General features: G+C 61.7%; 11 protein-coding genes. 7 read left to right on the top strand and 4 right to left on the bottom strand.

Translation table 11 applies throughout. The annotated features are described in order from the left end of the window. Positions 1 to 39 precede the first annotated feature (39 nt). From ACESMZ_RS04960 to gatC, 4 genes are read right to left on the bottom strand one after another with little or no spacing between them, the layout of a single operon-like run. Complete coding sequence (locus ACESMZ_RS04960) at positions 40 to 705, bottom strand: carbonic anhydrase (protein WP_372956003.1); 666 nt, start codon at positions 703 to 705, stop codon at positions 40 to 42. 17 nt (positions 706 to 722) lie between these two features. After that, complete coding sequence (gene gatB / locus ACESMZ_RS04955) at positions 723 to 2174, bottom strand: Asp-tRNA(Asn)/Glu-tRNA(Gln) amidotransferase subunit GatB (protein WP_372956004.1); 1452 nt, start codon at positions 2172 to 2174, stop codon at positions 723 to 725. Positions 2175 to 2196: 22 nt separating this feature from the next. After that, positions 2197 to 3642 (bottom strand): Asp-tRNA(Asn)/Glu-tRNA(Gln) amidotransferase subunit GatA, encoded by a 1446-nt coding sequence (gene gatA, locus ACESMZ_RS04950; protein WP_372972293.1) that lies wholly within the window; start codon positions 3640 to 3642, stop codon positions 2197 to 2199. Positions 3643 to 3666: 24 nt separating this feature from the next. Continuing rightward, positions 3667 to 3954, bottom strand: coding sequence for an Asp-tRNA(Asn)/Glu-tRNA(Gln) amidotransferase subunit GatC (gene gatC, locus ACESMZ_RS04945; protein WP_372956006.1), 288 nt, complete (start codon positions 3952 to 3954; stop codon positions 3667 to 3669). A gap of 179 nt (positions 3955 to 4133) precedes the next feature. Between gatC and ACESMZ_RS04940 the strand changes: the two genes are divergently transcribed. The 7 genes from ACESMZ_RS04940 to ACESMZ_RS04910 all read left to right on the top strand — a co-directional run bounded on the left by ACESMZ_RS04940 (position 4134) and on the right by ACESMZ_RS04910 (position 13630). Beyond that, complete coding sequence (locus tag ACESMZ_RS04940) at positions 4134 to 5174, top strand: rod shape-determining protein (RefSeq protein WP_372956007.1); 1041 nt, start codon at positions 4134 to 4136, stop codon at positions 5172 to 5174. A gap of 141 nt (positions 5175 to 5315) precedes the next feature. Continuing rightward, a complete protein-coding gene (gene mreC, locus ACESMZ_RS04935; RefSeq protein ID WP_372956008.1) occupies positions 5316 to 6185 on the top strand; it encodes a rod shape-determining protein MreC in 870 nt (289 codons plus the stop codon). Beyond that, the gene (mreD, locus tag ACESMZ_RS04930; RefSeq protein WP_372956009.1) at positions 6185 to 6661 is read left to right on the top strand and encodes a rod shape-determining protein MreD; all 477 of its coding nucleotides are present in this window, start codon (positions 6185 to 6187) and stop codon (positions 6659 to 6661) included. The genes mreC and mreD overlap by 1 nt, the downstream gene beginning before the upstream one ends. A gap of 25 nt (positions 6662 to 6686) precedes the next feature. Then, on the top strand, positions 6687 to 7295 hold the full coding sequence (locus ACESMZ_RS04925; protein ID WP_372956053.1) for a Maf family protein: 609 nt from the start codon (positions 6687 to 6689) through the stop codon (positions 7293 to 7295). Between the two features lies 1 nt (position 7296). Then, positions 7297 to 8784: a ribonuclease G gene (rng, locus tag ACESMZ_RS04920; protein WP_372972292.1), complete on the top strand. Its 1488-nt coding sequence runs from the start codon at positions 7297 to 7299 to the stop codon at positions 8782 to 8784. Positions 8785 to 8789: 5 nt separating this feature from the next. Then, entirely contained in the window at positions 8790 to 12749 is a 3960-nt protein-coding gene (locus ACESMZ_RS04915; protein ID WP_372972291.1) for a YhdP family protein, read from the top strand. Between the two features lie 50 nt (positions 12750 to 12799). Continuing rightward, the gene (locus tag ACESMZ_RS04910) at positions 12800 to 13630 is read left to right on the top strand and encodes a carbon-nitrogen hydrolase family protein (RefSeq protein WP_372972290.1); all 831 of its coding nucleotides are present in this window, start codon (positions 12800 to 12802) and stop codon (positions 13628 to 13630) included. Positions 13631 to 13634: the final 4 nt, after the last annotated feature.

Below are 13634 nucleotides of genomic sequence, written 5' to 3'. Positions count from 1 at the left end.
CAAAGCGCCCCGGTTTTTCCGGGGCGCTTTCGTTGCGGTTCAGTTGTTGCTGACCCTGGCGACGATATCGGCGTAGTAGTCGTCAAAGTCGGTGAACTCGATGCTGTCGCGACCGCAGCAGCGAATATTGCCGGATTTGATGTCGTACACCCAGCCGTGAATCTCGATCTTGCCCGTGGCCAGTTTGGCCGCCACGACTGGATGGGTACGCAGGTGCTGCACCTGCTGCAGCACATTTTCCTCGATGGCCTCGTTGAGGTACTTCGGATCCAGTGGTTCCTCGCCGTCGATGTCATGGCGTTCCCGCACGATTTCCATGGCCGAGCGACAATGCCCCAGCCATTCCTTTACGTGGGGCAGCCCCCTGAGGGCAGGGATATCGAGCGCTCCCTTGATGGCACCGCAATCGGTGTGGCCGCAGACAATGATATGCCGTACGTGCAGCACCGCCACCGCGTACTCGATGGAGGCGGTCATGCCCCCGGTCTCGTTGCTGTGGGGCGGTATTACATTACCGGCATTACGACAGATAAACAGGTCACCGGGGTTTGAGCCGGTAACCATGTTCGGGTCGATGCGAGAATCAGAACAGGTGAAGAACAGCACATCCGGGTTCTGGTTCTCTGCAAGGGAGCGGAACAGGTCCTTGCGCAGCGGATAGACATTCTTGCGAAAGTCCAGCACGCCGCTAACGATGTGGTCCATAGGTTTTCCTCTGCCGTTCAAGCGCCCAGCTTTTTCTGAAGAATTTCGTTGAACAGCTTGGGGTTGCCCTGGCCTTTGGAGGCTTTCATCAGCGGCCCCATAAAGCCGCCGAGCATTTTCTTGCGCTTCTTGGGGTCTTCCTCGCTCTGGTACTGGGCGACCTGGTCAGGCATGCCGGCGAGAACCTCGTCCACCATCTTTTCCAGCTCGCCGGTGTCGGACACCTGCTTCAGCCCCCTGGCCTCGATGATCGCGTCCACATCTTCGCTTTCACCGCTCCAGAGGGTGTCGAAGACCTTCTTCGCGCCCGCGGACGATACGGTATTGTCGGCAATCCGTGACACCAGTGCGCCCAGTTGCCTGCCGTCGACGGGCGCCGCTGTCACTGACTTTTCCTCGGCGTTCAGTCGTGCGGAGAATTCGCCGAGAATCCAGTTGGCGGACAGCTTGGCGTCCTTTCCGTGCTGGACGGTCTCCTCGAAAAGGGCCGCCAGCCCGGAGTCGCCGGCGATCAGCCCGGCGTCGTAGTCATTTAGCCCATACTGATCCATGAAGCGGGCCTTGCGGGCGTCAGGCAGTTCCGGAAGGTTGTGCCGCGCCTCTTCGATAAAGGCTTCGTCCAGTACTACCGGTAACAGGTCCGGGCAGGGGAAGTAACGATAGTCGTTGGCTTCCTCCTTGGTGCGCATGGAGCGGGACTCATCCCGGTCACCGTTATACAGGCGGGTTTCCTGCACGATTACTCCGCCGTCCTCCAGGATATCCATTTGTCGCTCCACCTCGTGGTGGATGGCCTGCTCCATGAACCGGAAAGAGTTCAGGTTCTTGGTCTCCGTGCGGGTACCCAGTGTGTCCGAGCCTTTCGGCTTGAGGGAGATGTTTACGTCAAAACGCATCGAGCCCTGCGACATGTCACCGTCACAGATGCCCAGGGAGGTCACAATGCCGTGAAGTTTTCTGGCAAAGGCGACGGCTTCCTCGGCACTGCGCATGTCCGGCTCGGTGACCACTTCAATGAGCGGAGTACCGGCCCGGTTCAGGTCCACGCCGGTCATGCCATGGAAATCCTCGTGCAGGGACTTGCCGGCGTCTTCTTCCAGGTGGGCGTGGTGGATTCGCACCCGTTTCGATTCGCCGTTCTCCAACTGGATATCCACGTAACCAGGGCCCACGATGGGTCGGGCCAGTTGGGTGGTCTGGTAACCCTTGGGCAGGTCAGGGTAGAAGTAGTTCTTGCGTTCGAATACCGAGCGGCGTTCGATTTCGGCGTTCACCGCCAGGCCGAACATCACCGCGAAACGGAACGCCTGCTCGTTGGGTACCGGCAGGGTGCCGGGCATGGCCAGGTCAACCGCATTGGCCTGGGTGTTGGGCTCGGCTCCGTAGGCGGTGCTGGAGCCAGAAAAAATCTTGGTACGAGTGGCGAGCTGAACGTGAATCTCCAGCCCGATGACGATATCCCATTGCATGTGACACTTTCCTCCGTCGGGCTTAGTGGGGCTCGCGCTGGTGCCAGTCGGTCACCTGCTGGAACTGGTGGGCGGCATTGAGCAGCCGTGCTTCCGAGAAATAGTCTCCGATAATCTGCAGGCCAACCGGCAGGCCGTTGACAAAGCCGGCCGGAACCGACATGGCAGGTACGCCCGCCAGGTTGATGGCAATGGTAAACACATCTTCCAGGTACATGGTGACGGGATCCGTGTTTTTCTCACCCTGAACAAAGGCCGGAGACGGCGAAGTGGGGCTCATCAGTACATCCACGTCACGGAAGGCGTTGATGAAATCCTGCTGGATCAGGCGGCGTACCTTCTGGGCTTTCAGGTAATAGGCGTCAAAATAGCCGGCGGAAAGGGCATAGGTGCCCACCAGGATTCGCCGCTTGACCTCGTTGCCAAAGCCCTCCGCCCGGGTGCGGGTGTACAGATCCATCAGGTCCTTCGGGTCGTCACAGCGGTAGCCGTAGCGCACGCCGTCAAATCGGGACAGGTTGGCAGACGCCTCTGCCGGGGCGATGACGTAATAGGCCGCAATGGCCAGTTTTGCGTGGGGGAGGGAGACTTCCTTCACCGTGGCGCCGAGTTTCTCGTATTCTTTCACCGCGTCACGGACCTGCTGCTCCATGGCCCGGTCCAGCTGATCCGAAAAATACTCCTTCGGCAGGCCAATTTTCAGGCCTTTCAGGGGTTCGTTGAGGGTGGCGGTGTAGTCCGGCACCGCGCGATCCACACTGGTGGAGTCTTTCGGGTCGAAGCCAGCCATGACGTTGAGCATCAGGGCATTGTCTTCTGCCGTCCGGGCCATGGTGCCCCCCTGATCGAGGCTGGAGGCAAACGCAATCATGCCGTAGCGGGACACCCGGCCATAGGTGGGTTTGAGGCCTGTGACACCGCAAAGAGCTGCCGGCTGGCGGATAGAGCCCCCGGTATCGGTAGCGGTCGCGGCCGGAACCAGGCGGGCCGCTACGGCAGCCGCGGAGCCACCGGAAGAGCCGCCCGGTACACGCTTTTCACCCCAGGGGTTGGTCACTGGCCCGAAATGGCTGGACTCGTTGGACGACCCCATGGCGAACTCGTCCATGTTGGTCTTGCCCAGGCACACCGCCCCGGCCTTCCGGAAACGGGTGGTTACCGTGGCATCGTAGGGCGGTACGAAATTCTCCAGCATCTTCGAACCGCAGGTGGTGCGAACGCCGCTGGTACAGAAAATGTCCTTGTGGGCAAAGGGAACGCCGGTCCAGGGCGTTGCCTTGCCACTGGCGCGCTGCTCGTCTGCAGCTCTGGCGTCGGCCAGGGCCTGGTCCTCGGTTACGGTAATGAAACTGTTGTACTTGCCATCCTCGTTACGGATGCGGTCAAGGAACTGTCGGGTCAGTTCCACACTGGAGACGGTGCCCTGCTCCAGCGCACGGGATAGTTCGGCTACAGATTTGTTGTGCATGGTGCTTCCTGGGTCGCTGGTCGGTCACTCAATAACGCGGGGGACGAGGTACAGGCCGTTCTCCGTGGCAGGGGCAATGGCCTGGAACGCGGCGCGCTGGTCGGTCTCGGTGACTTCGTCCGGCCGCAGGCGCTGAACGGCGTCCAGGGGGTGGGCCAGGGGTTCGACGGATTCGGTGTCGGCCGCGCTGAGCTGGTCCACCAGGTCGAGAATATTGCCCAGGTCCTTTTCCAGAGCGGACACCTGCGCATCATCCACCTGGATGCGGGCAAGCACCGCGACTTTTTCTATGTCCTTGCGGGAAATGGTCACGCATTGCCTCCGGGGTTCGGGGAAAACCCCTATGTTAACAGATCCCGGTGCCCGGGCAGTACCCTGGCGCTGTCGTAACGGCTTGTAACGCGGCGGATCACGCCTTGCCTGCGGGGGTGCTCACTGCTAAAGTTGCCGCATCATTTCCAGACTGCATTTCTCAGGTTGAAATAACGCGAATGTTGAAACGTATCCGAGGCCTATTCTCAAGCGATCTCTCGATCGATCTTGGTACCGCAAACACCCTTATATATGTCCGTGAGCGGGGGATCGTCCTGAATGAGCCTTCGGTGGTGGCGATCCGGACCAACAACTCCCAGAAGATGGTTGCGGCCGTGGGTGCCGAGGCGAAGCGAATGCTTGGTCGCACACCGGGTAATATCACCGCGATCCGCCCCATGAAAGACGGTGTGATTGCCGACTTTGTCGTTACCGAAAAAATGCTGCAGCACTTTATTCACAAGGTGCACGAGAACAGTTTTATCACGCCGAGCCCGCGGGTTCTGGTTTGTGTGCCCAGCAAGTCCACCCAGGTTGAAAAGAAAGCGATTCGGGAATCGGCCCTGGGGGCCGGTGCCCGTGAAGTCTTCCTGATCGAGGAGCCCATGGCGGCAGCGATCGGTGCTGGCCTGCCGGTCGAGGAAGCCAGCGGTTCAATGATCGTCGATATCGGCGGGGGCACCACAGAGATTGCCATCATCTCCCTCAACGGCATTGTCTACGCCGAATCCGTGCGGGTCGGTGGTGACAAATTTGATGAAGCCATCGTCACCTATGTGCGCCGCAACTACGGCAGCCTGATCGGTGATTCCACCGCTGAGCGCATCAAGCATGAGATCGGCTGCGCCTATGAGGGCGTGGAGATCCGCGAGATCGATGTACGCGGTCGCAATCTGGCGGAGGGCGTTCCCCGCTCGTTTACACTCAACAGTGAGGAAATTCTCGACGCCCTGCAGGAGTCCCTTGCGCAGATCGTTCAGACCGTCAAGAGTGCGCTGGAGCAGTCTCCCCCCGAACTGGCTTCCGACATTGCCGAGCGTGGTATTGTACTGACTGGCGGTGGTGCCCTGTTGCGGGGCCTGGACAAGCTGATCAGCGAAGAAACCGGTCTGCCGGTGATCATCGCAGAAGACCCGCTGACCTGTGTCGCCCGTGGCGGCGGCAAGGCGCTGGAAGTTATCGACCGTGGCGGAATTGGCATGTTCTCCCAGGAGGGGTGATCATGGTACCGGGTTCCGGCCTGACCAACTCATGCCCGTTGCCGCCGCTGGGGTCCCGCCCCAGCGGCGGCTGCGTTATCGGGGCAGGGGGGTTGTGCCATTAAGACGATTTTCGTGCAGGGTCCCGTTCCCGGATTCCGTTTGCTGTTTGTGCTCGTGTTGTCGGTGGTCCTGATCGTCGCGGATCACCGGTTCGACCGGCTGGAGCCGGTGCGCAGCGGTATCGCCAGTGTGCTCGCCCCGGTGTTCTGGCTGGGCAATGCCCCTGACCGCTTCGGCGACTGGTTCGCCGGCGTCGTCACCCCCCGGGAAGACCTGCTCAGCGAGAATGAGGCTCTCAAGGCCCGCCTGATGATACTCGAACGTCGCGCCCTCAAGTACGGTGCGCTGGCAGCGGAAAACAACCGGCTGCGGGAGCTGATGAATGCGTCCGGGACGCTGGACGACCGGGTGGTTGTTGCCGAGGTGGTCGGGGTATCACCGGATCCTTTTGCCCACGAAGTCATCATCAACAAGGGCGCACGGGACGGTCTCGAGGCCGGCCAGGCGATACTGGATGCCAACGGCCTGATGGGCCAGGTGCTTTATACGGCCGCCTTTACCTCACGCGTACTGCTGATTTCCGACAGTAGCCATGCCGTGCCGGTGGAAGTGCTGAGGAATGGCCTCAGGGCCATTCTGCTGGGTAACGGCGATATCGGCCAGCTGGAACTGGTCCATGTACCGGATACTGCGGATATCCGGGAGGGGGATGTGCTGGTCAGTTCGGGCCTCGGTGGACGCTTTCCGAAGGGGTATCCGGTGGCGGAAGTCTCTGACATCACCAAGGAACCTGGCGCACCGTTTGTGACCATTCATGCCACCCCCATGGCAAAGCTGAGTCGCAGCAAACTGGTGCTGGTTGTCTTCTCCGAAGCCGGCGCTGCAGGACCGGAGGAGTTGTACGACCAGCAGGAGGCGGGCAGCGCCGAACCGTCCGCCGGGGCTGAAACCAGTGGGGAGGGCAACTGATGTTGTCGATCATCAGTTATCCGGTCATGTTTTTCAGTATCCTGTTGGCGCTGGTGCTGAGTATTTCCCTGTTTCCCCAGGGCTGGTTCGAGTTCCGCCCGGAGTGGCTGGCGCTGATGGTGTTCTATTGGACCTACCGCGCGCCGGCGCAGTTCGGCATTGTTGTGGCGTGGGCACTGGGTCTGTTGCTGGATGTGCTGGAGGCAACTCCGCTGGGCGTGAATGGCCTGGCCATGGCGGCAGTAGCCTTCCTGGTGCTGACCGTCCATCAGCGATTACGAATGTTCCCGTTGATCCAGCAGAGCATTATCGTGTTTCTGCTTGTGGGAATAAACCAGATGCTGGTGCACTTTATCAGGCAGGTGCTGGGGGCGGAAACCTCCGGGTTTGCCTACCTCTGGCCCGCTGTTACCAGTGCGATTCTCTGGCTGGTGCTGTGCCCGCTGCTTGACAAGCTGAACCTGAAGCTCGGCTGACCCGAAACCTGTCGGACAGACTATGATGACGAAACCGGTCATACTCGCCTCAGCATCGCCCCGACGGGCGGACCTGCTCAGACAGCTTGGGCTATGCTTTGAGACACGGCCCGTGGATATCGACGAAACGCCGCAGCCGGGGGAGACTCCCTCCGTCTATGTGTACCGGCTGGCCCGGGAGAAGGCCGTCGCCGGCTTCGAATTGGCCGGCGAGCCGGAGGCGCTGGTCCTCGGTTCTGATACTACGGTGGTGCTGGATGGCAGGATTCTTGGCAAACCAGCCGACCGGGACGATGCGCGAGTCATGCTGCGAGCACTCTCCGGCCGCACGCACCAGGTGATGACCGGCGTTGCCCTGGCGAGTCAGGGTGGGACGGAAGTAACGGTGAGCACCACCGATGTGGCGTTCCGGCCCCTCGATGAACGTGAAATTGCCGCCTATTGCGAGACCGGTGAACCCCTGGACAAGGCTGGCGGCTATGGCATCCAGGGGCGCGGAGGTGCCTTTGTGTCCTCCATCACCGGCAGTTACAGTGCGGTAGTGGGCCTGCCTCTGGATGTGACCGCGGACCTGCTTGCCCGGGCGGGGTTGCCGGTCTGGGACTACTGGACACCCGATAATAACGGAGACTGACATGAGCGAGGAAATCCTGATCAACGTGACGCCGGTGGAAACCCGGGTAGCGCTGGTTGAAAACGGGATGCTTCAGGAAGCTTATGTCGAGCGGACCACCCGCCGGGGGATTGTCGGCAATATCTTCAAGGGCAAGGTGGTCAGGGTTCTGCCGGGCATGGAAGCGGCGTTCGTGGATATCGGCCTGGAGCGCGCAGCGTTCATCCACGCCTCGGATGTCCTGCCTTCCATGTCCGATGGTGAAAACACCGAGGCCAGCGACGGCCCCCGTACTGTTCCGGATATCCGCACGTTACTGCGGGAGGGACAATCGCTGGTGGTGCAGGTTACAAAGGACCCTATCGGCACCAAGGGTGCACGGCTTACCACCCAGCTTTCCATTCCCTCCCGCTACCTGGTCTTCATGCCTGGTGTTCACCATATCGGTATTTCCCAGCGCATTGAGGACGATGATGAACGGGCCCGGCTCAAGGGCATCCTCGAGGGGGCTATCGGTGATCAGGATGACTGCGCCGGCGGTTTTATCATCCGCACCGCCGCCGAAGGTGTCTCCGAGGAAGACCTGCTGGCGGACATGGTCTACCTGCAGCGCCTGAACCAGTCCATCATGGACCGTATTGAGCAGGTCAGGGCGCCGTCGATCATCTACCAGGACCTGCCGCTCTTTATCCGCACCATCCGGGACCTGATCCGCCCCCAGACCGAGAAGGTACGCATTGACTCCCGGGAGAGCTATCAGCGGGTGATGGACTTCGTACGGGAGTTTGTATCGGAGTTCGAGACCAAGGTGGAGTATTACCCGGGCGAACGGCCGATTTTCGATCTCTACAGCGTAGAGGATGAAATCCAGAAAGCCCTGAGCCGCAAGGTGCAGCTGAAATCCGGCGGCTATGTGATCATCGACCAGACCGAGGCCATGACCACCATCGACATTAACACCGGAGCGTTTGTCGGTCACCGCAACCTGGAAGAAACCATCTTCAAGACCAACCTGGAAGCCGCCAGGGCCATTAGCCGGCAACTGCGCCTGAGAAACATGGGCGGCATCATCATCATCGACTTTATTGATATGGAGGATCCGGAGCACCAGCGCCAGGTGCACCGGATGCTGGAGAAAATGCTCGAGCGCGACCACGCCAAGACCAAGATTACCGGCGTGTCCGAGCTGGGGCTGGTGGAGATGACCCGCAAGCGCACCACCGAAAGCCTGGGCCAGATTCTGTGTGAGCCCTGTCCCATCTGTGATGGCCGCGGCTTCCTCAAGACTGCCGAGACCGTATGCTATGAGGTGTTCCGGGAGATCCTGCGGATCAATCGCGCCTATGATGCCGAAAGCTACCTGGTCATGGCATCCCAGAAAGTGGTGGACCGGTTGCTGGATGAAGAAGCCGATAACGTGGCTGACCTGGAAACCTTTATAGAAAAGTCCATTCGCTTCCAGGTTGAGCCCTTCTACAGCCAGGAGCAGTACGATGTGGTGTTACTCTGAGCACAATGGCCCCACCGAATTCCTCCCCATCTGACCCTGTTCCGGAGTCTTCCGGGGACCGGACGCTGCTTCGTTTTCTCCTGCTGGTCCTGATGTGGCTCTCTATCGGCCTGTTGCTCGTCGTCGCTGTACTGACGAGTTGGGCGAGATACACGGCCGAAAATATCGATGAATATCGCCCCGAGCTGGAGGCCCTGCTTGGCGATCGCCTGGGCCAGGAGGTGTCGATCAGGCGCCTGTCGGCCAGCTGGAAGGGGGCGGATCCGGTATTGCAGGCCGAAGGTGTGCGCATCGCCCATCGCGATGCTCCGGATAAAAGCGCCCTGTCGTTGCAGCAGCTTCAGTTGCGGCTCGACGGGCCGGGGTCACTGTTCCGCATGGGCCTGGTTTTCCGGCGCATGGAGGCCGACGGTCTGGACCTGGTTGTGGTGCAGGACGGGGATGGACGGCTTTCCATCGACGGGCTCATCCTTCCCGAGGCCGGGCCGGGCCTGAGCGGCGCAGAGCTGGAGGCTGACCAGTGGCTCGAGCCCAGGCGCTGGCTGGACGAACTGACCGCCCGCATATCGGACCCCCACGTCCGGCTTACCCGCCTTACCGTCGGTCTGAGAACCCCTGACGCTGATACCACTTTCGTGGATGTTCCGCAGCTGGACCTGGCCTATACCAATCAGCAGATGTCGGCCTCTGGTCGCGCCATGCGCCAGGGTACGCTGGAGCAACTGGCTACCTTTTCTGTCAGGGGCCGGGACCTGTTTGACGGTCGCTTCAGTGGCCAGGTATGGGCTGAGCTGACCCCCGGTGGATTCTTCGAGGGTCTGACCCGCGGTTTGAAATGGCGAGGCTTTGAGGTACGGGATTTCAACGCTGATGCCCGTACCTGGCTCACATTCAGGGATGGCCAGCTGATGCGTCTCAACGGCGAGCTGGACGTTCACCGGGTACAGCTGGACAGCGAACTGGATAATCTCGGCCCGTTACAAGATCTTTCCGCCAGGGTTGGCTGGCGGCGCACTGACGACGGGGCGAGCTTCCATGTGAAGGACTTGGGGTGGCAGTGGCAGGGAGACCGGGTGTCAGGCCTTGCCGGCCGTATCGACTATGACCGGCTATCGTTCCATGTCCGCGCGCCTGGCCTGCCCCTGGGTCCCCTGGCCCGACTGGCAGTCGGGTCGGAATTATTGCCGGCACGGGCCCAGTATCATCTCGCTGCCCTGGCTCCAGAGGGCAAACTGTCTGCCCTGGACCTGGAGATCCCCCGCAAGTTGCCGGAGGAATTCCACCTGTCGGCCCAGCTTGATGGTGTCTCGGTGCAGCCACACCAGGGGGCGCCGGGTGGCGACAATGTGCAGGGCAGGTTGTGGCTGAGTCGTCATGGCGGGCAGGCCCGGGTAGAGGGGCAGGACATGACACTCCACTTCCCGGAGCTGTTCGCCGGTCCGTGGACCTTCAGGCAGGCTACCGGTGAGGTTGGCTGGCGTCTTGACGGCGGGATCACCCGGGTTTTCGCCCGCGACCTGAACATGACCTACCAGGACCAGACCCGCATGGAGGGGGCATTTGATCTGCGGCTCGACCGTTATGGCGAGGATAACCTGGGCCTGAGAGTGTCGGTAGAGAACGGCCAGGCGGCCATGCTGCCGGAGTTCGTGCCGGTAGGCGCCGTTGCCCCAGAACTTTATGAATGGCTGACTACTGCCATTGAAGAGGGTGAGATCACACGCGGTGAATTCTACGGTCATGGCCAGATCGGTCAGGATCTGCCCCGCCACGCTTTCAGCACGGCGATGGAATACGAGTTCCGGAACGGGCGGGTCACCTATGATCCCGCCTGGCCCGAGGTGACCGGGGCCAGCGGCCGTGTGCGTATCCACAATGGCCATACGCTGGTGGAGCTGGACCAGGCAGAGACCGGTGGGCTCTCGTTGCCGGAGGCGAGTGTGGGTGTGGCCCCTGACGGTGAGTTCCCGGTGATCAGTGTGAATACCCGCGCAGAGGTAAACGGTGAACGGATTGCCTACTGGCTCAGGGAAACCCCGCTGGGTGAGATGGCCGCGGGCGCCGGGGAAGCCCTGTCAGTAACCGGTGACTACGGAGTGGGCCTGGAGCTGAGCATCCCCCTGGCCCCCGACCGATCGGTGGGGGTAGAGGCCGATGTCCGTGTCGATAACGGCGCGATCGGCTATCCGGACGCGGATCTGCGCTGGGAGGCCATAAGCGGAGACCTTTCCTACAGCAGCAGTGAGGGCTTCTCGGGTGAGCCACTCTCGGCCCGCTTTCTGGACCAGCCGGTTTCGGTGACGCTGGCCAGGGGGGCGGACCAGCAAGGACTGGATATTATCCAGAGCGGTCAGACCGATGTGGCCGCCCTGGCCGCCAGGCTGTTGCCGGAAGGGCCATCGGTGGAAGGCATTGAGGGCCGGTTGCCCTACACCGCCACCCTGACGTTCTCGCAACAGGCACCGCCCCGGCTGGTGGTCACTGCCAGCAGTGCCGGTATCTGGTCCGAATGGCCGGCGCCGCTGGGCCGTGAGGCGGGCCAGGAAGAACGGATCGAGGCGCTGGTGCGCTGGCCGGACAGTGATCGTCTGCTGGTCGAAGGGCGATGGGGCGAAAGGATCGCGGTTGCCCTGGAATGGCGGAATCAGGCCTTTTACGGTGGGGAAGTGGCCATCGGGGATGAAGAGGCCTGGTTGCCGGACACGGCGGGACTGGTCGTGAAGGCGGATGTGGAACAGTTTGTACCCGGCCAATGGCGGTCCCGGCTTGAAGGGTTCGTAACCAGGCCTGGTGCAGGCAGCGGCGCAGGGGGCGAAACCGGTGGAGGCAGTCCTGACTGGCTGAACCGGGTCGAGTTGTCCATGGCAGAGCTCCTGGTTGGCGATCATGCCCTGCCGGGGGTCACCGCAACGATTACACCGGAGGCGGGCGGCTGGCTTCTGCAGACCGACTCCTATCGCGCCACCGGCGAGGTTCGTATTCCTTCCTCCGGGGAGCGGGTAACGGTGGATCTCGAACGGCTCAGGCTGGCCCGCTCCGGTGACGAGGCGGACGACGGCACCGACGAGCCGCCCTCCCTGCTGACACCGACAGAGCAACTGGAAGCCTTCCGTAACATGGCCGCCGGCCAGTGGCCGGAAGTGGAGGTGCGTATCGGGGCCCTGTGGCTGGGCGATGACCCCGCGGGAGCCTGGTCATTCCTGTTGTCGCCATCACCGGACCAGGTCACCTTGCAGGACCTGCAGGGGGAAATCGGCTCGCTGGACTTCGACGGCCAGGTTCGCTGGGGCGTTACGTCCGGCGAGGAAACCACGGTGCTCCAGGGTGTGCTGGAGGGTGGTGATCTCCAGGACCTGGCTACCGTGCTGGGCATGGAGGCCCCACTGACCAATGAGCGTTCGGTTATTGACCTCAACCTTGCCTGGCCCGGTCGCCCGGATCAGTTCACGGCTGGTCGCCTGAATGGAAGCTTCAGCCTGCGCCTGGACGATGGGGTCATTCTGAAGAATAACGACACAGCGCAACTGTTCCGTCTGTTCAACCTGCTTAATACGGATACCCTGCAGCGCCGTCTCAGCTTCGATTTCTCCGATCTTTACGAGGCTGGCGTGGCCTTCGATGCCATTTCCGGCAAGGCTACCCTGGAGCATGGTGTCCTGAACTGGGACCCGGACCTGCAACTGGCGGGACCGTCAGGGGCGCTGCGTATGTCAGGCTCCACCAACCTGGCTGATCGGAGCCTGAGTATGCGCCTGGTGGTCATTCTTCCGCTGACCCAGAATTTGCCCCTGGCCGCCATCCTGATGGGGGCCTCGCCCCCGGTGGGGGGAGCCCTGTTTGTGCTCGACAAGTTGCTGGGCGAGCCATTGAGCAAACTCACCAGTGCCACCTATAGTGTAGGTGGTACCTGGGATAACCCCGAGGTGAACCTGCGCAATATCTTTGACGCCGGAAACCAGGAGTAGGGTTGCCGGCACAGAGAGTGTGCCCTGATATCCAGTGCCGGGAGGCTGTTATGAGCAATACCATGGTTGCCGCCATTCAGATGGTCAGTACCCACGATGTCGACGACAACCTGCGCCAGGCCTCCCTCCTGCTGGGACAGGCCGCCCGGCAGGGAGCGCGGATCGCCGTGCTGCCGGAAAATTTCGCGGTACTGGATACGGCCAGGATGCCGATTCATGGCCGCCGGGAGTTGACGCCGGATGGCCCCATTCGCAGCTTTCTGGCGGCGCAGGCCCGCAAGTACGGTATGTGGATTGTGGGCGGCTCGCTGCCCACTGCGGCCCGCCCGGACGGTCAGGCGCTGAGCGACCGGGTGAGGGCGAGTTGTATCGTGGTGGATGACCAGGGCGCTGAGGTGGCCCGCTATGACAAGATTCACCTGTTTGATGCCATGGTGGAAGACAGTCAGGGCCAGTACCGGGAGTCGGATACCTTCGAGCCCGGGAATAGCCTGGTCTCCCTGGATACTCCTGCCGGCCGTCTGGGGCTGGCCATCTGTTACGACTTGCGGTTCCCGGAGCTGTTCCGTCAGTTACGGGAGCAGCAGGTGGAGTGGGTCACCCTGCCCAGTGCCTTTACCTGGCACACCGGCGATGCCCACTGGCACCCCCTGATCCGCGCCAGAGCCATTGAGAACCAGGTATGGATGGTGGCTCCCGGGCAGGGAGGCCAGAACAGTGAGCGGCGCCGCACTTACGGCCACTCCATGATCGTGGACCCCTGGGGCAAGGTAGTGAAGGAGCTGGCAGAAGGTGCCGGGGTGGTTATGGCGGAGCTGAACCCCCAGTACTCGCAGGAGGTTCGCCAGCGTATGCCGGTCTGGGAGCATCGCCGGCTCTGACGGT

It is taken from the genome of Marinobacter sp. (assembly GCF_041690615.1).
GTDB lineage: Bacteria > Pseudomonadota > Gammaproteobacteria > Pseudomonadales > Oleiphilaceae > Marinobacter.
Note: the sequence above shows the minus strand (reverse complement) of the source record. Positions and strands in the feature narration are given on the sequence as shown.

What these genes read in the sequence shown, in the direction of transcription:
- ACESMZ_RS04960 (WP_372956003.1), bottom strand. Translation starts at nt 705, where the DNA reads ATGGACCACATCGTTAGCGGCGTGCTGGACTTTCGCAAGAATGTCTAT.
- gatB (WP_372956004.1), bottom strand. Translation starts at nt 2,174, where the DNA reads ATGCAATGGGATATCGTCATCGGGCTGGAGATTCACGTTCAGCTCGCC.
- gatA (WP_372972293.1), bottom strand. Translation starts at nt 3,642, where the DNA reads ATGCACAACAAATCTGTAGCCGAACTATCCCGTGCGCTGGAGCAGGGC.
- ACESMZ_RS04940 (WP_372956007.1), top strand. Translation starts at nt 4,134, where the DNA reads ATGTTGAAACGTATCCGAGGCCTATTCTCAAGCGATCTCTCGATCGAT.
- mreD (WP_372956009.1), top strand. Translation starts at nt 6,185, where the DNA reads ATGTTGTCGATCATCAGTTATCCGGTCATGTTTTTCAGTATCCTGTTG.
- ACESMZ_RS04925 (WP_372956053.1), top strand. Translation starts at nt 6,687, where the DNA reads ATGACGAAACCGGTCATACTCGCCTCAGCATCGCCCCGACGGGCGGAC.
- rng (WP_372972292.1), top strand. Translation starts at nt 7,297, where the DNA reads ATGAGCGAGGAAATCCTGATCAACGTGACGCCGGTGGAAACCCGGGTA.
- ACESMZ_RS04915 (WP_372972291.1), top strand. Translation starts at nt 8,790, where the DNA reads ATGGCCCCACCGAATTCCTCCCCATCTGACCCTGTTCCGGAGTCTTCC.
- ACESMZ_RS04910 (WP_372972290.1), top strand. Translation starts at nt 12,800, where the DNA reads ATGAGCAATACCATGGTTGCCGCCATTCAGATGGTCAGTACCCACGAT.